Source organism: Streptomyces barkulensis, from assembly GCF_002843305.1.
In the GTDB taxonomy this organism is placed as follows: Bacteria; Actinomycetota; Actinomycetes; order Streptomycetales; family Streptomycetaceae; genus Streptomyces; species Streptomyces barkulensis.
Window position 1 is genome coordinate 1 of the sequence record NZ_PGSG01000036.1, and the last position, 17,398, is coordinate 17,398.

The window sequence follows — 17,398 nt, forward strand, 5'->3', positions numbered from 1 at the left end:
TGAACGCTTCTCATCCTGAGCGCCAGGCGATCTCGATGGCGTGAACGGCGGCGACCGTGCGACCGATGCGGTTGGTGCTGCACCGGGCCTTGCGGAGGATCCGCCATTGCTTGAGGCGGGCGAAGGCGCGTTCGCCCGGGGCGCGCAGCCGGGCGTGGTCGCGGTTGTACTGCTGGTAGTGCTCGGGCAGGTCGCGATGACCGTAGTAGGGGGTGCGGACGGTCGCGCCGGCGCCCTGGTAGGCGCGGTCGGCCAGGACGAGGAGCTGACGGGACAGGCAGGCTTGGATCACACCGTGGGCGCGGGCTGCGGTCAGGTCGTGCGTGCGGCCCGGTGTCGCGCGGGAGAACCAGAGCGGGGTGCCGTCCGGGCGGGCGATGACCTGCACGTTCATCCCGTGGCGGCGGTGCTTCTGCGAGTAGTACGGCTCGTCCGCCGCGATGCGGTTGGTAGTGATCAAAGTGCCGTCGAGGATGACGAACCCCTCCGGCGGCAGCTCGCGCAGGGCCTCGTGCAGGCTCGGGGCGCGCTCGGCGAGGAGGTCGACCGTTTCGCTCACGTACCGGCCGGCGGTGGCGGTGGAGATGCCGAACCCCGCTGCGGCCTGGGCCAGGGTCTCGTTCTTGCGCAGGTGCACCAGGACCAGCAGGGCCTGGCGGAAGCAGCCCAGCTTCCGCCAGCGGGAGTTCAGCTCACGCCTTCGGGCGTAGATGAGCCAGGAAACGTGCTCCACGACTTCGTGGGGGACGTCGAGCATGGCACGATACGGGACCAACAGGGCTCCTGTGTCGAGACGTTGGCGAGTGAGATCACCAGCCGCAACGACCAGGAGCCCTGCCGCGTTACGGCCCCCCGACCACCAGCCGCCATCACCCACGAACCACAGGATGAGAAGCGTTCACTGAGGTTGAACTCGTGATGTCGTAAGGGTTCATCCGGGTCTGGTGGTCAGGCCGGTCTCGGCCAGGCAGCCGTCGATGAGGTCGCTGCGGTATTGGATGTGCCGCAGGCCCCGCCGGATGCGCTGGATGAGGTGTTCGGGCAGGGCTCCGTCGTTCTCGCGATCGGCCGGGAATGATCATGTGAGTCCGAGGAGCGCCAGCGGTCGGGTCATATCCCGGCCGTGATGGCGCAGACCCTCGGCGATGTTGTCCCGACCCGCCAGGCGGAGTGCGCCGATGGCCAGGTTCCGCAAGGAGGCCATCGCCCGAGGGGCACTGCCGGCCCACACCCGCGAGGCATCCTCCCCGAACGTCACATCCCTGACATGGTGCTTCCGAATCTCGATGGCCCAGTGCCCACGAACATGTTGTGCCAGGTCAGCGGCTGTCACCTGGTGCGTGGTCAGGCTGGTGAGCGCGTAGACGCGTTCAAGGGTCACTTTCCCGGTGCGCCTGGTGTGCCGCGGCGGACGATCTGCAGCGCCTGGCCGACATGGGAGAACGGCAGCCTAGGCACGGTGACGGCCTTCAGACGACGGATCTCGTGGCGGCCGTGGGCGGCGGTGCGGGTGCGGTCAATCAGCGGCACCTTCTTCCAGGGAAGGCCCTTCACCAGCGCGTGTGGGGTCGCGGGTGGTTGCTCTTGAGTAGGGCGATGTAGTGCGCGCCCTTCTCCTCGACGAGGAACTTCGCGTGGTCGGTCTGGGTCAGCAGGGCGGCGGAGGTCACCACCGCGCCGGTCAGGTCGAGGTCGAGGGGGTCCAACAGTGGCCGGAACGCAGTGATCTCGTTGCTCTTGGCGTCGACCTCGCGCTGGGCGAGCACGATGCCGGCGCCGCGCAGCGCGGAGATCAGGTGGACGCGGCGGCCGTCGGCGCGGACCGCGCCGTGCAGGGATTTGCCGTCCACCGCGATGGCCGCCCGCACCGGGCGGGACGGCCGGTGCCCGTCCTGGGCGGTGGCGCGGGCGGCGTCCGCGCGGGTGGTGAGCCAGCCGCCGATCGCGGCGTCGAGGGCGTCGCCGTCGACGCGCTGCCGTACCCAGCGCACGGTCGCTTCGCTGGGCGCCCGGTAGGGCCGGTCCGGATCGCGAAGCGTGGCCCCGCAGTGGAGAAGGAGATGGTCAGGGGCATCGGCGGCCCACTCGGCGATGGCGGTGAGGGATGTGGCTCCGGTCAGGACCGCGCAGGCGGCCAGGGCCAGGATGTACGACAGCCGGTAACGTCGGCCCCGCGGGCGGCGTGGGTCGGGCAGGCGGGACAGCAGGTCTAGCAGGCCGGGTAGTTCGTCGGGGCGGGCCGGATCGGATCCGGCGAGTTGGCCCAGCGCGGCTGGAATGGGCGATGATGGTGCGGCAGGCACGGTTTTCCATTGTGGTGATCAGCGAACTCGACATTCCATGATCACCGGGAGTCGTGCCTGCGCGTCTACCTACCGATCCATCACCGTCACAGCCGAATCAGGGCATCAGACCCATGCCGGTTCTTCCGGGCCGACCGCGAGAACAACGGAACCCTGGTCCCCCGGCCATGGCGGGTCGGTACGCCGTGCGGTGCCCGATGGGAGCAGCGCAACCGGTACGTCGCGGAACTTGACGATCGCCCGGAGGCTTTCCGGGCCGTCGGTGGGCGCGCCCGCCTCGGCTGTACGAGAACCCCGGCGCGTCGGCGGAACTCCCGTAGACGGGTTGGCCGGATCCGGTGGGCAACCGCCGGTGCCGCTCGGTCGTCCAGTAGTCGGGCCCGCGTCGTGTGGGCCCGTCGACCACGATGACGGAGCGTCCATTGAGACTTCGTACAAGGGGGATCCGCAGGGCGGGCGTGGTGCTGGCGGCCGCCTGCGCCGTACTCCTGGCGGGCCCGACGGCGGCACCCGCCCAGGCGGCCGGGGGACCGTCCGGGATAGCGGCCAAGGGTGCCTTCCTGCTGGACAGCGGGCCCGACAAGCCCCTGTGGGGCAAGGGCGCCGACACCCGGAGGGAGATGGCCAGCACCACCAAGATCATGGCCGCGGCGGTCGTGGTGACCACCAAGGGCGTCGACCTGAACCGCAAGGTCACGGTGAAGAAGGCCTACCGCGACTACGTGACCAAGTACGGGGCCAGCACCGCGGACCTGAAGACGGGCGACAAGCTCACGGTGCGCCAGCTGCTGTACGGGATGATGCTGCCCTCCGGCTGCGACGCGGCGTACGCGCTGGCCGACACCTTCGGCAGCGGGAGCACGACGGCCGCCCGCACCAAGTCGTTCATCTCCAAGATGAACAAGAAGGCCGCCGGTCTGGGGATGAAGAACACGAAGTTCGACTCCTTCGACGGCATCCCCAAGAGTGGCAAGAACTACTCGACCCCCCGCGACATGGCGAAGCTGGCGCGGCACGCGCTGGGGAACTCCACATTCAGGGCGGTGGTCAAGGCGACCAGGACCGTCCAGAAGGCGACCAACGGCCGCACCTACACCTGGTACAACACCAACAAGCTGCTCGGTTCGTACAAGGGCGTGATCGGCATCAAGACCGGTACGGGCTCCAAGGCCGGGCCCTGCCTGGTCTTCGCGGCGACGCGTGACAAGCGCACGGTCGTCGGAGTGATCCTGAACAGCTCCGACCGCTACCGGGACGCGACGAGGATGCTCGACTGGTCCTTCGAGCGGAAGACGGCCACGAAGGTGACGCTGCGCACGCTCCCGGCGGGAGCACAGCGGGACTGATCCCGAGATGCCCGTGGCCCTGGACCGGCTCGCCCGGTCCAGGGCCACGGGTCAGCCGGTGACCGAGGCCGCCGCCTGCTCCTGGCCGCGCTTGAGGATGCGGGCGAAGGCGAAGTCGGCCGCGTCCAGGCCGGCCTGGCGGGCGGCGGTCTCGGAGGCGGTGACGTCCTTGCCGCTGGTGTAGCCGGAGATGGTGAAGTACGCGTAGCGGCCCAGCGCGTTGGCGGAGGTGCGGCAGGTCACGCCGCCCCGGCAGAAGGTGGGCACGCCCGAGCCGGGCAGTGAGGCGACGTTGGGCCGGGACTGCTCCTTGGCCTTGCGCGCGGCCTCGGCGTCGTCGAAGACCGCGACGCCGACGGTGACCGCCACCCCCTCGCGCACGTACGTCACCCGGATCAGCTCGCGGCAGCCGTTGTTCGTCAGCACCGCGCCGAGCGCGCCCTGGGTGCCGGACGCACAGCTCTTGGTGGAGGCCGTGGCGCCCTTGTCGTAGGTGCGGCCGTTGGCCTTCATCGAGTCACCGGGGAAGAGCGTGCGCGCGCCGAGCGGGGCGGTGTCCTTCTCGGCGCTGGAGAGGAAGTCCCGCGGGTCCGGCGGCGGGGGAGGCGGCTCGGAGGAGAAGGTGGGCTCCGGCTGCTCCGGGCCGGGCGGCGGGGTCTCGGAGGCCGACGGCGCCGGGGAGTCCGAGGCGGCGGCGGGGCCGGAGCCCGATCCGTTCTCGTTGACGACGGCGACCGCGACGATCGCGGCGACGACGGCGGTGGCCACCGCCCCGCCGCCGATCATCAGCCAGCGGCGGCGCCGGGCGCGGGTGCGCTCGCTGCGCTCGGCGAGTGCCGCCCAGTCCGGTGTGGACGGCTCCGGCGGCCCGGACTGCCCAGGCTGCCCGAACGGCCCCGGCGGTCCTGGCCGTCCCGGCGGCCCCGGCTGTCCGGACGGTCCTCCCGGGCCCCAGCCCGGCCCCCCCTGCCCAAAGCTCATGCCCCGCATCTTATTCGCTTGCCGCGGGGCCGCCGGCGCGTTCACAGTCGGGGGATGGGACACGTCGAGGCCGCGCACCTGGAGTACTACCTGCCCGACGGGAGGGTGCTGCTCGGCGACGTCTCGTTCCGGGTGGGGGAGGGCTCGGTGGTGGCCCTGGTGGGCGCCAACGGAGCCGGGAAGACGACGCTGCTGCGGCTGATCGCCGGGGAGCTGAAGCCGCACGGCGGCACGGTGACCGTCGGCGGCGGGCTCGGGGTGATGCCGCAGTTCGTGGGCTCGGTCCGGGACGAACGCACGGTGCGCGACCTGCTGGTCTCGGTGGCCCGGCCGCGGGTGCGCCAGGCGGCGGAGGCGGTGGACGCCGCCGAGCTGAGGATCATGGAGGTCGACGACGAGGCCGCCCAGATGAGCTATGCGCAGGCACTGGCGGACTGGGCCGAGGCCGGCGGCTACGAGGCCGAGACAGCCTGGGACGTGTGCACCACCGCAGCCCTCGGCGTCCCCTACGACAAGGCGCAGTGGCGGCAGGTGCGCACCCTGTCGGGCGGCGAGCAGAAGCGGCTGGTGCTGGAGGCGCTGCTGCGCGGCCCGGACGAGGTGCTGCTGCTGGACGAGCCGGACAACTACCTCGACGTCCCCGGCAAGCGCTGGCTGGAAGAGCGGCTGGCCGAGACCCGCAAGACGGTCCTGTTCGTCTCCCACGACCGCGAGCTGCTGGCCCGGGCCGCGCGGAGGATCGTCAGCGTGGAGCCGGGCCCGGCCGGGTCGGATGTGTGGGTGCACGGCGGCGGCTTCGCCACCTACCACCAGGCCCGCAAGGAGCGCTTCGCCCGCTTCGAGGAACTGCGGCGGCGCTGGGACGAGCAGCACGCGCAGCTCAAGAAACTGGTGAACACCCTCAAGCAGAAGGCCGCCTACAACGACGGGCTCGCCTCCCGGCTCCAGGCGGCCCGCACCCGGCTGCGGAAGTTCGAGGAGGCCGGCCCGCCGCAGGAGCCGCCGCGCGAGCAGGACATCCGGATGCGGCTGCGCGGCGGGCGCACCGGGGTGCGGGCGGTCACCTGTGCCGGTCTGGAGCTGACCGGGCTGATGAAGCCGTTCGATCTGGAGGTCTTCTACGGCGAGCGGGTCGCGGTGCTGGGCTCCAACGGCTCGGGCAAGTCGCACTTCCTGCGGCTGCTGGCCGGGGGCGACGTCGCCCACACCGGCGAGTGGAAGCTGGGCGCCCGGGTGGTCCCCGGCCACTTCGCCCAGACCCACGCCCATCCCGAGCTGGAGGGGCGCACCCTGCTCGACGTCCTGTGGACCGAGCACGCGAAGGACCGGGGCGCGGCGATGTCCGCGCTGCGCCGCTACGAGCTGGACCGCCAGGCCGAGCAGCCCTTCGGGAAGCTCTCGGGCGGCCAGCAGGCCCGCTTCCAGATCCTGCTGCTGGAACTGGCCGGATCGACGGCGCTGCTGCTGGACGAGCCGACCGACAACCTGGACCTGGAGAGCGCCGAGGCGCTCCAGCAGGGGCTGGAGGCGTACGAGGGGACGGTGCTGGCGGTGACGCACGACCGTTGGTTCGCCCGCTCCTTCGACCGTTTCCTGGTCTTCGGCGCGGACGGCAGGGTGCGCGAGGCGCCGGAGCCGGTCTGGGACGAGGGGCGGGTGGCGCGGGCGCGCTGAGGGGCGTGCGGGAGGGCTTCGGCGCATCCGCCGGGAGGGGGCGTTTTGACCCGTGCGGAGGACGGCCGGTATCCTGCTGGTTCGTTGTGCGTATTGGCTTGCTCGTTCTCACGTGAGAGGCCGCTACGCCTGGTCCACCAGGACGATGACCAGCGACCCGCACCGGCTTGCGTCACCGGAGTGCGGTCAGGGCTGTCGTGATCTCCGGTGACCTTGTCAGGAAACACTCACTGAAGAAGCGAAGGCTACGACCGTGCGTACGTACAGCCCCAAGCCCGGCGACGTCCAGCGCCAGTGGCACGTCATCGACGCCACCGACGTCGTCCTGGGCCGTCTGGCCACCCAGGCCGCCACCCTTCTGAGGGGCAAGCACAAGCCGGTGTACGCGCCGCACGTTGACGCTGGTGACTTCGTCATCATCATCAACGCCGACAAGGTGCACCTCTCCGGCAACAAGCGGACCCAGAAGCTGGCCTACCGCCACTCCGGCTACCCCGGCGGTCTGCGGTCCGTCCGCTACGACGACCTGCTGAGGAACAACCCGGAGAAGGCCGTGGAGAAGGCCATCAAGGGCATGCTCCCGAAGAACTCCCTGGGCCGCCAGATGCTCTCGAAGCTGAAGGTCTACGCGGGCGAGAACCACCCGCACGGCGCCCAGCAGCCGGTCCCGTTCGAGATCACCCAGGTCGCGCAGTAGTCCGGCCACAACCAAGACTGAAGAGAGCTGAGGAGAACCGTGGCCGAGACCACCGCCGAGACCCCGATCGAAGAGGTCGAGCAGTACACCACCGAGACCCCCGAGGGCGTCGAGGAGTACACCACCGAGTCCCTCGCGTCCCGTTTCGGTGAGCCCCAGCCGGGCGCCGGCACCGGGCGCCGGAAGAACGCCATCGCCCGCGTGCGCATCGTGCCGGGCAGCGGCCAGTGGAAGATCAACGGCCGCACCCTGGAGGCCTACTTCCCGAACAAGGTGCACCAGCAGGAAGTCAACGAGCCGTTCAAGGTTCTGGAGCTGGACAACCGCTACGACGTCATCGCCCGCATCAGCGGCGGCGGCGTCTCCGGCCAGGCCGGCGCGCTGCGCCTGGGCGTGGCCCGCGCCCTGAACGAGGCGGACGTGGAGAACAACCGCGGCCCGCTGAAGAAGGCCGGCTTCCTGACCCGCGACGCCCGCGCGGTCGAGCGGAAGAAGGCCGGTCTGAAGAAGGCCCGCAAGGGCACCCAGTACAGCAAGCGCTGATCAGCGCCTCGCTGTCCGCTGGACCCCCTGGGATCCGCTGATGAGCGCCCCGACAGCACCGTCACGGTGCGTCGGGGCGCTCGTCTTCGGGCCCCCGCCCGCCTCCGGACCGGCGGGTCCGGTGGGGCGACCGTCGGCACGCCGCGGTCACGGCCGTGCCGCATCCGCCGCCAAGGGGCGTATATCTGGATCGACCGGGCCTCGGCGCGCCCGGAGCTCAGCTCGGAACTCGGAGGAACCACGGTGGGACGACTCTTCGGTACGGACGGTGTGCGCGGAGTCGCCAACGCCGACCTGACCGCCGAAATGGCGCTCGGTCTGTCGGTCGCGGCGGCGCACGTGCTCGCCGAGGCGGGTACGTTCAAGGGCCATCGCCCGGTGGCGGTGGTCGGACGTGATCCGCGCGCGTCCGGGGAGTTCCTGGAGGCCGCCGTGGTGGCCGGGCTGGCCAGCGCGGGCGTGGACGTGCTGCGGGTGGGCGTGCTGCCGACCCCGGCCGTGGCGTACCTGACCGGCGCGCTCGGCGCCGACCTGGGCGTGATGCTGTCCGCCAGCCACAACCCCATGCCCGACAACGGCGTCAAGTTCTTCGCCCGCGGCGGCCACAAGCTCGCCGACGAGCTGGAGGACCGCATCGAGAGCACCTACCGCGAGCACGCCTCCGGCGAGCCCTGGGACCGCCCGACGGGCGCCGGGGTGGGCCGGGTGAAGGAGTACGACGAGGGCTTCGACAAGTACGTCGCCCACCTCGTCGGCGTCCTGCCCAACCGGCTCGACGGGCTCAAGGTCGTCATCGACGGCGCGCACGGCGCGGCGGCGCGGGTCTCCCCGGAGGCGTTCGCGCGGGCGGGCGCCGAGGTGGTCACCATCGCCACCGAGCCCGACGGGCTCAACATCAACGACGGCTGCGGCTCCACCCACCTCGACGGGCTGCGCGCGGCCGTCGTCGAGCACGGCGCCGACCTGGGCGTGGCCCACGACGGCGACGCCGACCGCTGCCTGGCCGTGGACGCGGCCGGCGAGGAGATCGACGGCGACCAGATCCTCAGCGTGCTGGCCCTGGGCATGAAGGAGGCCGGCACGCTGCGGGGCAACACCGTGGTGGCCACGGTGATGTCCAACCTCGGCTTCAAGCTCGCCATGGAGCGCGAGGGCGTCGAGCTGCTCCAGACGGCGGTCGGCGACCGCTATGTGCTGGAGGAGATGAAGCGCGGCGGCTACTCGCTGGGCGGCGAGCAGTCCGGGCACGTGATCGTGCTGGACCACGCCACCACCGGCGACGGCACCCTGACCGGTCTGATGCTGGCCGCGCGGGTGGCCGCCACCGGCCGGCCCCTGGCGGAGCTGGCGGGCGTCATGCGGCGCCTGCCGCAGGTGCTGGTCAACGTGCGGGACGTGGACAAGACCCGGGTCTCCTCCTCGGCCCGGCTGGCCACGGCCGTGAACGAGGCCGAGAAGGAGCTGGGCGAGACCGGCCGGGTGCTGCTGCGCTCCTCCGGCACCGAGCCGCTGGTGCGGGTGATGGTGGAGGCGGCCGATCTGGAGCAGGCCCGTGCGGTGGCGCAGCGGCTGGCGGACGAGGTCAAGTCGGCGCTGGGCTGACGTTGCGCGTCCGGCGCGCTCCGCGTGGGCGCGCGGTCCGGCACGACGGAAGGCGGGGCGGGGGCGGCCGAGGGCCGCCTCCCCGCCGACGTGCGGGCGTCCCGCGTCAGAGTTTGCGCAGCGACAGGCGCTGGACCTTGTGGTCCGGGCCCTTGCGCAGGATCAGGCCGGCGCGGCCCCGGGTAGGGGCGATGTTCTCCTGGAGGTTCGGACGGTTGATCGTCCGCCAGATGCCGCGTGCGTAGTCCAGCGCCTCCTCCTGCGACACCTGCGTGTACCTGCGGAAGTAGGAGAACGGGTTCTGGAAGGCCGTCTCGCGCAGCTTGCGGAAACGGTCCAGGTACCACCGCTCGATGTCCTCGGTGCGCGCGTCCACGTAGACGGAGAAGTCGAAGTAGTCGGCGACGGCCAGCCGGGTGCGGCCGTCCTTGCCCGGCAGGGCCGGCTGGAGGACGTTGAGGCCCTCGACGATCAGGATGTCGGGGCGGCGCACCGTCAGCACCTCGCCGGGGACGATGTCGTAGATCAGGTGCGAGTAGACGGGCGCGGTGACCTCCTCCCGGCCCGACTTGACGTCCGCGACGAACCGGGTGAGGGCGCGGCGGTCGTAGGACTCGGGGAAGCCCTTGCGCGACATCAGCCCGCGCCGGTGCAGCTCCGCGTTGGGCAGCAGGAAGCCGTCGGTGGTCACCAGCTCCACCCGCGGGTGCTCGGGCCAGCGGGCCAGCAGCGCCCGCAGCAGCCGGGCCACCGTGGACTTGCCGACCGCGACGCTGCCCGCGACCCCGATGACGAACGGGGTGCCGCGCTGGGCGCCGTGCCCGCCGCCCGCGTCGCCCAGGAAGGTGTTGAGCGCGCCGCGCAGCCCGTGGGTGGCGCCGACGTAGAGGTTGAGCAGCCGGGACAGCGGCAGGTAGACGTCCCGCACCTCGTCGAGGTCGATGACGTCGCCCAGACCGCGCAGCTCCTCCACCTCCGCGGCGGTCAGCGGCAGCGGGGTCTTCTCCCGCAGGGCGCTCCACTCGGCCCGTCCGAGGTCGACGAACGGGCTCGTGTCGGACGGCCGGCCGCGGCGCTGCTGCGGCAGGGCGCCGGACGCGGCGGAGGGTCCGGGGGCGGTGACGGGGGTGGACACGGGCCCATTGTCGGGCCGTACGCGTCCGGTCTCACGGCCGTTCGAGTGTGATCAGCAGCACAGATGTGCGCACGAGGGGGTGTACGCGGAGGTCCGGCGCGGATACGTTGACCGCGTTCGCGCACTTGCTCCATGTGTGTGAAGCCGCCGTGCGAACCCCTGCCCGCTCCCGGCGGGGTTCGCGTACCACCGCCCCGGAGGGGATCCGTATGCCGATTCCGTTCCAGCGCTCCCGCGCAGCCCGACGCCGCCTGGTCGCGCGCAGGTCTGCCGAGGCACGCGACGCCCGGGCGTGGGAGGAACTCCTGGAGGAACTGCCCGACGAGGACCTGGGGGAGCACCCCGGCGACGTGCTGGAGACGTACCGGCCGGGCGGCCGGCCGCGGTGCGAGGAGGCCGAGTACCTGGAGATCGTCAGGCGGGCGGTCGGACGAATAGGGCGAGGGCGCTGACAGCCCTCGCCCCCGGCTGCCCTTAGGCTGCATCGCATGTGCGGAATCGTTGGTTATGTGGGAGGGCAGTCCGCCCTCGACGTCGTCATCGCGGGACTGAAGCGGTTGGAGTACCGCGGTTATGACTCGGCGGGCGTTGCCGTCCTCGCCGACGGCGGGCTGGCCGCCGCGAAGAAGGCCGGGAAGCTGGGCAACCTCGGCAAGCTGCTGGACGAGCGCCCGCTGCCGGCCGGAGCCACCGGCATCGGCCACACCCGGTGGGCCACCCACGGCGGGCCGACCGACGCCAACGCGCACCCGCACCTGGACAACTCCGGGCGGGTCGCGGTCGTCCACAACGGCATCATCGAGAACTTCGCCGCGCTCCGCGCCGAGCTGGCCGAGCGCGGCCACGAGCTGACCTCCGAGACCGACACCGAGGTCGTGGCCCACCTGCTCGCCGAGAACTTCTCCTCCTGCGGCGACCTGGCCGAGGCCATGCGGCAGGTGTGCCGCCGGCTGGAGGGCGCCTTCACCCTCGTGGCCGTCCACGCCGACGAGCCCGACACCGTCGTCGGCGCCCGGCGCAACTCGCCGCTGGTGGTCGGCGTCGGCGAGGGCGAGAACTTCCTCGCCTCCGACGTCGCCGCGTTCATCGCCCACACGCGCGAGGCCATCGAGCTGGGCCAGGACCAGGTCGTGGAGCTGAGGCGGGACCGGGTCACCGTCACCGACTTCGACGGCGCCCCCGCCGACACCCGCGCCTACCACGTGGACTGGGACGCCTCGGCCGCCGAGAAGGGCGGCTACGACTACTTCATGCTCAAGGAGATCGCCGAGCAGCCCAAGGCGGTCGCCGACACCCTCCTGGGCCGCATCGACGAGGCCGGCCGGCTGGCCCTGGACGAGGTGCGCATCCCCGACCACGTGCTGCGCGAGGTGGACAAGGTCGTCATCGTGGCGTGCGGCACGGCCTACCACGCCGGGATGATCGCCAAGTACGCCATCGAGCACTGGACGCGCGTCCCCTGCGAGACCGAGCTGGCCAGCGAGTTCCGCTACCGGGACCCGATCATGGACCAGCGCACGCTCGTCATCGCCATCAGCCAGTCCGGCGAGACCATGGACACCCTGATGGCGCTGCGCCACGCCCGCGAGCAGGGCGCCAAGGTGCTGGCCATCTGCAACACCAACGGCTCCACCATCCCGCGCGAGTCCGACGCGGTGCTCTACACCCACGCCGGGCCCGAGGTCGCGGTCGCCTCCACCAAGGCGTTCCTGACCCAGCTGGTGGCCTGCTACCTGGTGGCCCTCTACCTGGGCCAGGTGCGCGGCACCAAGTGGGGCGACGAGATCGGCTCGGTGATCCGGGAGCTGTCGCAGATCTCCACGGAGGTCGAGAAGGTCCTGGCCACCATGGAGCCGGTGCGGGAGCTGGCCCGCTCCCTGGCGGACAAGAACACCGTGCTCTTCCTCGGCCGCCACGTGGGCTTCCCCGTCGCCCTGGAGGGCGCGCTCAAGCTCAAGGAGCTGGCGTACATGCACGCCGAGGGCTTCGCGGCCGGCGAGCTCAAGCACGGCCCGATCGCGCTGATCGAGGAGGACCTGCCGGTGGTGGTGGTCGTGCCGTCGCCGCGCGGCCGGTCCGTGCTGCACGACAAGATCGTCTCCAACATCCAGGAGATCCGGGCCCGGGGCGCGCGGACCATCGTCATCGCCGAGGAGGGCGACGAGACGGTCGTGCCGTACGCCGACCACCTGGTGAGCATCCCCGCCACGCCCACCCTGCTCCAGCCGCTGGTGGCCACCGTGCCGCTGCAGGTCTTCGCCTGCGAGCTGGCCACGGCCCGCGGCAACGAGGTGGACCAGCCACGTAACCTGGCCAAGTCGGTGACGGTGGAATGAGTTCGCGCAGCGGACGGACGGGGCGCTCCCGGCGGACGGGGCGCTCCCGGCGGACGGGGGGCCGCGGGTGATCGTCGGGGTGGGGATCGACGTCGCCTCCGTCGACCGCTTCGCCGGCGCGCTGGCCCGCACCCCCGCCCTGGCCGAGCGGCTGTTCACCCCCGCCGAGCAGACCCTGCCCGGCGGGGAGCGGCGCTCGGTGGCCTCGCTGGCGGCGCGGTTCGCCGCCAAGGAGGCCCTGGCCAAGGCGCTGGGCGCGCCCGGCGGGCTGGTGTGGACGGACGCGGAGGTGCACGCCTCCGAGCACGGGCAGCCGCTGCTGCGGGTGACCGGCACCGTCGCCGCCCGCGCCGCCGAGCTGGGGGTGCGCCACTGGCACGTCTCCCTCAGCCATGACGCGGGGGTGGCGACGGCCGTCGTGATCGCCGAGAGCTGATCGCCGGGAGCCGGGAGCCGATCGCCGAAGACGCCGGAGGACGGCCGGAGGCGGGTGGACCCGGCGGCGGGCGGTCAGACTGAGGGCATGAGAGATGCCTACAGCGTGCAGACCGTACGGGCCGCCGAGCGGGAGCTGATGGCGCGCCTGCCCGCCGGGGCGCTGATGCGCCGTGCCGCCGCCGGGCTGGCCGCCGCCTGCGCCGGGATGCTGGGGCGCGTCTACGGCACCCGGGTCGCCCTGCTGGTGGGCAGCGGCGACAACGGCGGGGACGCGCTCTTCGCCGGGGCGTACCTGGCCCGGCGCGGCGCCGGGGTGACCGCCGTGCTGCTCAGCCCGGAGAAGGTCCACACCGGCGGGCTCGCCGCGCTGCGGGCGGCCGGCGGCCGGGCCGTCGCGGCCCCGGCCGCCCACACCGTGCTGGAGGGCGTGCCCGCAGACGTGCCCGCGCTCGTGCGGCGGGCCGACCTGGTGGTGGACGGCATCGTCGGCATCGGCGGCCGGGGCGGCCTGCGGCCGGGCGCGGTGGAGATCGCCGACGCCGTCGCGGAGGCCGGAGTGCCCGTCGTCGCCGTGGACCTGCCCAGCGGTGTGGACGCCGGCACCGGCGAGGTGCGCGGTGTGGCGGTACGGGCGGCGGCGACGGTGACCTTCGGGGCGTACAAGCCGGGCCTGCTGGTCGATCCGGCGCGCGAGCACGCCGGGGCGCTGCGGCTGGTCGACATCGGCCTGGGCCCGTATCTGGAGGCGGCCGAGCCGGTGGTGCGCGCCGCGCAGCACGCGGACGTGGCCGCCCTGCTGCCCCGCCCGTCGGCCGAGAGCGACAAGTACCGGCGCGGTGTGGTCGGGATCGCGGCCGGCTCCGCCCGCTACCCGGGCGCGGCGGTGCTGGCGGTGGCCGGGGCGCTGCGCGGCGGCGCGGGCGCCGTGCGCTACGCCGGGCCCGCGGCCGAGGAGGTGATCGCCCGCTTCCCCGAGACGCTGGTCTCCTCCGGCCCGCCCTCGCGGGCCGGCCGGGTGCAGGCGTGGGTCGTCGGGCCGGGGCTCGGCGACGGGGACGAGGCGCGCGGAATCGTCCGGGACGTGCTGGCCTCGGACGTACCGGTGCTGGTGGACGCCGACGGGCTGCGGCTGATGGACGCCGGGCCGCTGCGGGAGCGCACGGCCCCCGTCCTGCTCACCCCGCACGCCGGCGAGGCGGCGGCGCTGCTGGGCGCCGAGCGGGAGGAGGTCGAGTCGGCGCGGCTGGCCTCGGCGCGGGAACTGGCGCGGCGGTACGGGGCGGCGGTGCTGCTCAAGGGCTCGACCACGGTGGTCGCCCCGCCCGGCGGCCACGGCCCGCTGCGGGTCAACCCCACCGGCACCGGCTGGCTGGCGACGGCCGGGAGCGGCGATGTGCTCTCCGGGCTGGCCGGCTCGCTGCTCGCCTGCGGCCTGGCGCCCGTGGACGCGGCGGTGGCGGGCGCCTACCTCCACGGCCTGGCAGGCCGCCGCGCGGCGCCGCTGACCAGTGCGCTCGACGTGGCCAAGGCGCTGCGCCCGGCCTGGCGGGACGTGGTGGAGGCCGCGGGCGCCGGGTGAGCCGGGAGCCGTGGCGGTCGCGGTGGACGAGTGCCGGGGTACGTCGCGGGCCTCGCGGCGGGGACACGGGCCGGGTCCGTCCTCGCTGGTCCACCCTCGCCGGTCCGTCGTGCGGGCGTACCGCCCGGTGCGCCCCGGCGGTGCGGCGCCGGGGCGCCTGTGCCGGGCCCGTCCCCGGGGCGCCCGCCCGCCTCGGCCCACCGGCCGTCTTCCCCCGGCTGCCGGGGCGGCGGGCTCCGGGACCCGCGGCGGGACACGGGCCGCGCATGCCGGGCCGCGCATGCCGGGAGGCGGCCGGAGGCGGACCTGAGACACTGGTGGGCGATGGACGTCGTAAGTGAGCCCCTCGCCACCGGCGCGGCAGCGCGGCCCCGCCCGGACGCGCACCGGGTCCGCGCCGAGATCGACCTGGCCGCGCTGCGCGCCAACGTGCGCGCCCTGCGCGAGCGCGCGGCCGGGACCGGGGCCGGGCTGATGGCCGTGGTCAAGGCCGACGCGTACGGCCACGGCATGGTCCCCTGCGCCCGCGCCGCGCGGCAGGCGGGTGCGGCCTGGCTGGGCACGGCCACCCCCGAGGAGGCGCTGGCGCTGCGCGCCGCCGGGGACCGGGGCCGGCTGCTGTGCTGGCTGTGGACGCCCGGCGGTCCCTGGCGGGAGGCGATCGAGGCGGACGTCGACGTGTCGGCGAGCGACCCGTGGGCGCTGCGGGAGGTCACGGCCGCCGCCCGCGCCTGCGGCCGTACCGCCCGCGTCCACCTGAAGATCGACACCGGGCTGGGCCGCAACGGCTGCCAGCCCGCCGGCTGGGAGGCGCTGACCGCCGCCGCCCGTGCCGCCGAGGCCGAGGGCACGGTGAAGGTCGCCGGGGTGTGGTCGCACTTCGCCTGCGCCGACGAGCCCGGCCACCCCTCCATCGCCGCCCAGCTCGCCGTCTTCCGTGAGGCACTGGCCGCGGCGTCCCGCGCCGGGCTCGACCCGGAGGTGCGGCACATCGCCAACTCGCCCGCCACCCTCACGCTCCCCGAGGCGCACTTCGACCTGGTGCGCACCGGGGTGTCGGTCTACGGCCTCGCGCCCTCGCCCGAGGTCGGCGTGCCGGCGGACTTCGGGCTGCGGCCGGTGATGACCCTGCGCGCCCGGCTCGCCCTGGTCAAGCGGGTGCCCGCCGGGCACGGGGTGAGCTACGGCCACCACTACACCACCCCCGGCGAGACGACCCTGGCCCTGGTCCCGGCCGGCTACGCCGACGGCATCCCCCGGCACGCCTCGGGGAGCGGGCCGGTGCTGGTGGCGGGCAAGTGGCGGACGGTCGCCGGACGGGTGGCCATGGACCAGTTCGTGGTGGACCTGGGCGGCGACGCGGCCGCGGAGGGCGACGAGGCCGTCCTGTTCGGGCCGGGCGACGCGGGTGAGCCGACGGCCGAGGACTGGGCGCGCGCGGTGGGCACCATCGGGTACGAGATCGTCACCCGGATCGGCGCCCGGGTGCCGCGCGTCCATCTCAACGCGGAGGCGTGACGCGGGCATGAGGGACGCAGGCGGCAGGGGGTGGGCGCGCCGCGCGGGGGTGGCCGGCGCGGTGCTGGGACTGGCCGCGGCCGGCGTGGCGGCGGGAGTGGCCGTCGAGCGGCTGACCGTGCACCGGGCGGTGCGCCACCGGGCGCGCCTGGCCCTGGACGCGGCCGGCCCGTACGGCTCGCTGCGCGGCACCCCGGGCCGGGCCGTGGCCGACGACGGCACCGAGCTGTACTACGAGACCGACGAACCGGAGGGCGCGATACCCGAGGGAGCGCCCACGGTCGTCTTCAGCCACGGCTACTGCCTGGCCCAGGACGTCTGGCACTTCCAGCGCGCCGCCCTGCGCGGCGTCACGCCCACCGCGCCGGCCACCCCCGCCCTGCGCGCCGTCTACTGGGACCAGCGCGGCCACGGCCGCTCCGGGCGCGGGCGGGCCGGCGAGACGGTCACCATCGACCGGCTCGGACGCGATCTGAAGGCGGTGCTCGACGCGGCCGTCCCCACCGGTCCGGTCGTCCTCGTCGGCCACTCGATGGGCGGGATGACGGTGATGGCCCTCGCCCACCACCACCCCGGGTACGTCGCCGAGCGCGTCGCCGCGGTGGCCCTGCTGGGCACCTCGGCGGGCAACCTCACGGAGGTGACCTTCGGGCTGCCCGCCGCCGGGGCCCGGGCGCTGCGGCGGATGGCGCCCGGGGTGCTCAGGACGCTGGCCGCACGGGCCGACCTGGTGGAACGCGGCCGGCGGGCGACCGCCGACCTCTTCACCGGGCTGGTCAAGCGGTACTCGTTCGGCAGCCGCGACGTGGACCCGGGGGTGGCGCGCTTCGCGGAGCGGCTGATCGAGTCGGTGCCGGTCGACGTGGTCGCCGACTTCTACCCCGCCTTCGCCGAGCACGACAAGACCGCCGCGCTGGCAGCCTTCGGCGAGGGGCGGCCCGCGCTGATCCTCACCGGCGACCGCGATCTGCTCACCCCGCGCGAGCACAGCGAGGCGATGGCCGGGGCGCTGCCGCACGCGGAGCTGGTGGTCGTGGAGGGCGCGGGACACCTGGTGATGCTGGAGCACCCCGAGGCGGTCGGCGACCGCCTGGCCGAGCTGCTGACGCGTACCATCCACACCCATGGACACACCGCACCACCGGGCCGCGGGGACCGCCCCCGGGGCCGTTCCGGAGAGCCGGCGGAACCCCCGGCAGAACCCCCGGCAGAACCCCCGGCAGAGCCCCCCGGGTCCTGACGGGCC

Annotated in this window: 16 protein-coding genes and 1 pseudogene; 11 read left to right on the forward strand and 6 right to left on the reverse strand. The window is 73.7% G+C overall.

From position 1 onward, the window contains the following. Positions 1-10: 10 nt before the first annotated feature. From CUT83_RS08675 to CUT83_RS30860, 4 genes and pseudogenes are all read right to left on the reverse strand, one after another. A complete protein-coding gene (locus tag CUT83_RS08675) occupies positions 11-757 on the reverse strand; it encodes a transposase family protein (protein WP_101254054.1) in 747 nt (248 codons plus the stop codon). 174 nt (positions 758-931) lie between these two features. Next, positions 932-1,039, reverse strand: a pseudogene (locus CUT83_RS30850) (transposase); the annotation flags it as partial. A gap of 338 nt (positions 1,040-1,377) precedes the next feature. Further along, positions 1,378-1,530: a hypothetical protein gene (locus CUT83_RS30855; RefSeq protein WP_241524779.1), complete on the reverse strand. Its 153-nt coding sequence runs from the start codon at positions 1,528-1,530 to the stop codon at positions 1,378-1,380. Positions 1,531-1,550: 20 nt separating this feature from the next. Beyond that, on the reverse strand, positions 1,551-2,303 hold the full coding sequence (locus CUT83_RS30860; protein ID WP_240958405.1) for an ISAs1 family transposase: 753 nt from the start codon (positions 2,301-2,303) through the stop codon (positions 1,551-1,553). Between the two features lie 407 nt (positions 2,304-2,710). On the opposite strand from CUT83_RS30860, the gene CUT83_RS08690 reads away from it, so the two are divergent. Then, positions 2,711-3,649 carry a D-alanyl-D-alanine carboxypeptidase family protein gene (locus CUT83_RS08690; RefSeq protein ID WP_101255317.1) on the forward strand — a complete coding sequence of 313 codons (939 nt, stop codon included), beginning with the start codon at positions 2,711-2,713 and terminating at the stop codon, positions 3,647-3,649. 51 nt (positions 3,650-3,700) lie between these two features. On the opposite strand, the gene CUT83_RS08695 is transcribed toward CUT83_RS08690, so the two are convergent. Further along, entirely contained in the window at positions 3,701-4,630 is a 930-nt protein-coding gene (locus tag CUT83_RS08695; protein WP_158238981.1) for a hypothetical protein, read from the reverse strand. 54 nt (positions 4,631-4,684) lie between these two features. On the opposite strand from CUT83_RS08695, the gene CUT83_RS08705 reads away from it, so the two are divergent. The 4 genes from CUT83_RS08705 to glmM all read left to right on the forward strand — a co-directional run bounded on the left by CUT83_RS08705 (position 4,685) and on the right by glmM (position 9,146). Continuing rightward, positions 4,685-6,304: an ABC-F family ATP-binding cassette domain-containing protein gene (locus CUT83_RS08705; protein ID WP_101255291.1), complete on the forward strand. Its 1,620-nt coding sequence runs from the start codon at positions 4,685-4,687 to the stop codon at positions 6,302-6,304. Positions 6,305-6,557: 253 nt separating this feature from the next. Continuing rightward, positions 6,558-7,001 (forward strand): 50S ribosomal protein L13, encoded by a 444-nt coding sequence (gene rplM, locus CUT83_RS08710; protein WP_101255292.1) that lies wholly within the window; start codon positions 6,558-6,560, stop codon positions 6,999-7,001. Positions 7,002-7,040: 39 nt separating this feature from the next. Beyond that, positions 7,041-7,544 (forward strand): 30S ribosomal protein S9, encoded by a 504-nt coding sequence (gene rpsI / locus CUT83_RS08715; RefSeq protein WP_093851435.1) that lies wholly within the window; start codon positions 7,041-7,043, stop codon positions 7,542-7,544. Positions 7,545-7,787: 243 nt separating this feature from the next. Next, positions 7,788-9,146 (forward strand): phosphoglucosamine mutase, encoded by a 1,359-nt coding sequence (glmM, locus tag CUT83_RS08720; protein ID WP_101255293.1) that lies wholly within the window; start codon positions 7,788-7,790, stop codon positions 9,144-9,146. A gap of 106 nt (positions 9,147-9,252) precedes the next feature. Here the strand turns inward: glmM and coaA are convergent, their stop codons facing one another. Further along, complete coding sequence (coaA, locus tag CUT83_RS08725) at positions 9,253-10,233, reverse strand: type I pantothenate kinase (RefSeq protein ID WP_093851518.1); 981 nt, start codon at positions 10,231-10,233, stop codon at positions 9,253-9,255. 257 nt (positions 10,234-10,490) lie between these two features. Here coaA and CUT83_RS08730 point away from each other — a divergent pair, with 257 nt between their 5' ends. The 6 genes from CUT83_RS08730 (at position 10,491) to CUT83_RS08755 (ending at position 17,392) form a co-directional block, all read left to right on the forward strand. Then, positions 10,491-10,733, forward strand: coding sequence for a hypothetical protein (locus CUT83_RS08730; RefSeq protein WP_240958403.1), 243 nt, complete (start codon positions 10,491-10,493; stop codon positions 10,731-10,733). Between the two features lie 36 nt (positions 10,734-10,769). Next, a complete protein-coding gene (glmS, locus tag CUT83_RS08735) occupies positions 10,770-12,617 on the forward strand; it encodes a glutamine--fructose-6-phosphate transaminase (isomerizing) (RefSeq protein ID WP_101255294.1) in 1,848 nt (615 codons plus the stop codon). A gap of 67 nt (positions 12,618-12,684) precedes the next feature. Next, the gene (locus CUT83_RS08740) at positions 12,685-13,053 is read left to right on the forward strand and encodes a holo-ACP synthase (RefSeq protein ID WP_101255295.1); all 369 of its coding nucleotides are present in this window, start codon (positions 12,685-12,687) and stop codon (positions 13,051-13,053) included. A gap of 87 nt (positions 13,054-13,140) precedes the next feature. Then, the gene (locus CUT83_RS08745) at positions 13,141-14,634 is read left to right on the forward strand and encodes an NAD(P)H-hydrate dehydratase (RefSeq protein ID WP_101255296.1); all 1,494 of its coding nucleotides are present in this window, start codon (positions 13,141-13,143) and stop codon (positions 14,632-14,634) included. Positions 14,635-14,958: 324 nt separating this feature from the next. Continuing rightward, complete coding sequence (gene alr, locus CUT83_RS08750) at positions 14,959-16,152, forward strand: alanine racemase (protein WP_101255297.1); 1,194 nt, start codon at positions 14,959-14,961, stop codon at positions 16,150-16,152. A 7-nt stretch (positions 16,153-16,159) separates the two neighbouring features. Beyond that, complete coding sequence (locus CUT83_RS08755) at positions 16,160-17,392, forward strand: alpha/beta fold hydrolase (protein ID WP_101255298.1); 1,233 nt, start codon at positions 16,160-16,162, stop codon at positions 17,390-17,392. The last annotated feature ends 6 nt before the right edge of the window (positions 17,393-17,398 follow it).

Excerpts from the sequence above, each read along its gene's own strand:
- CUT83_RS08675 (WP_101254054.1), bottom strand. The coding sequence starts at position 757 with ATGCTCGACGTCCCCCACGAAGTCGTGGAGCACGTTTCCTGGCTCATC.
- CUT83_RS08690 (WP_101255317.1), top strand. The coding sequence starts at position 2,711 with ATGACGGAGCGTCCATTGAGACTTCGTACAAGGGGGATCCGCAGGGCG.
- CUT83_RS08695 (WP_158238981.1), bottom strand. The coding sequence starts at position 4,630 with ATGAGCTTTGGGCAGGGGGGGCCGGGCTGGGGCCCGGGAGGACCGTCC.
- CUT83_RS08705 (WP_101255291.1), top strand. The coding sequence starts at position 4,685 with ATGGGACACGTCGAGGCCGCGCACCTGGAGTACTACCTGCCCGACGGG.
- CUT83_RS08730 (WP_240958403.1), top strand. The coding sequence starts at position 10,491 with ATGCCGATTCCGTTCCAGCGCTCCCGCGCAGCCCGACGCCGCCTGGTC.
- glmS (WP_101255294.1), top strand. The coding sequence starts at position 10,770 with ATGTGCGGAATCGTTGGTTATGTGGGAGGGCAGTCCGCCCTCGACGTC.
- CUT83_RS08745 (WP_101255296.1), top strand. The coding sequence starts at position 13,141 with ATGAGAGATGCCTACAGCGTGCAGACCGTACGGGCCGCCGAGCGGGAG.
- alr (WP_101255297.1), top strand. The coding sequence starts at position 14,959 with ATGGACGTCGTAAGTGAGCCCCTCGCCACCGGCGCGGCAGCGCGGCCC.
- CUT83_RS08755 (WP_101255298.1), top strand. The coding sequence starts at position 16,160 with ATGAGGGACGCAGGCGGCAGGGGGTGGGCGCGCCGCGCGGGGGTGGCC.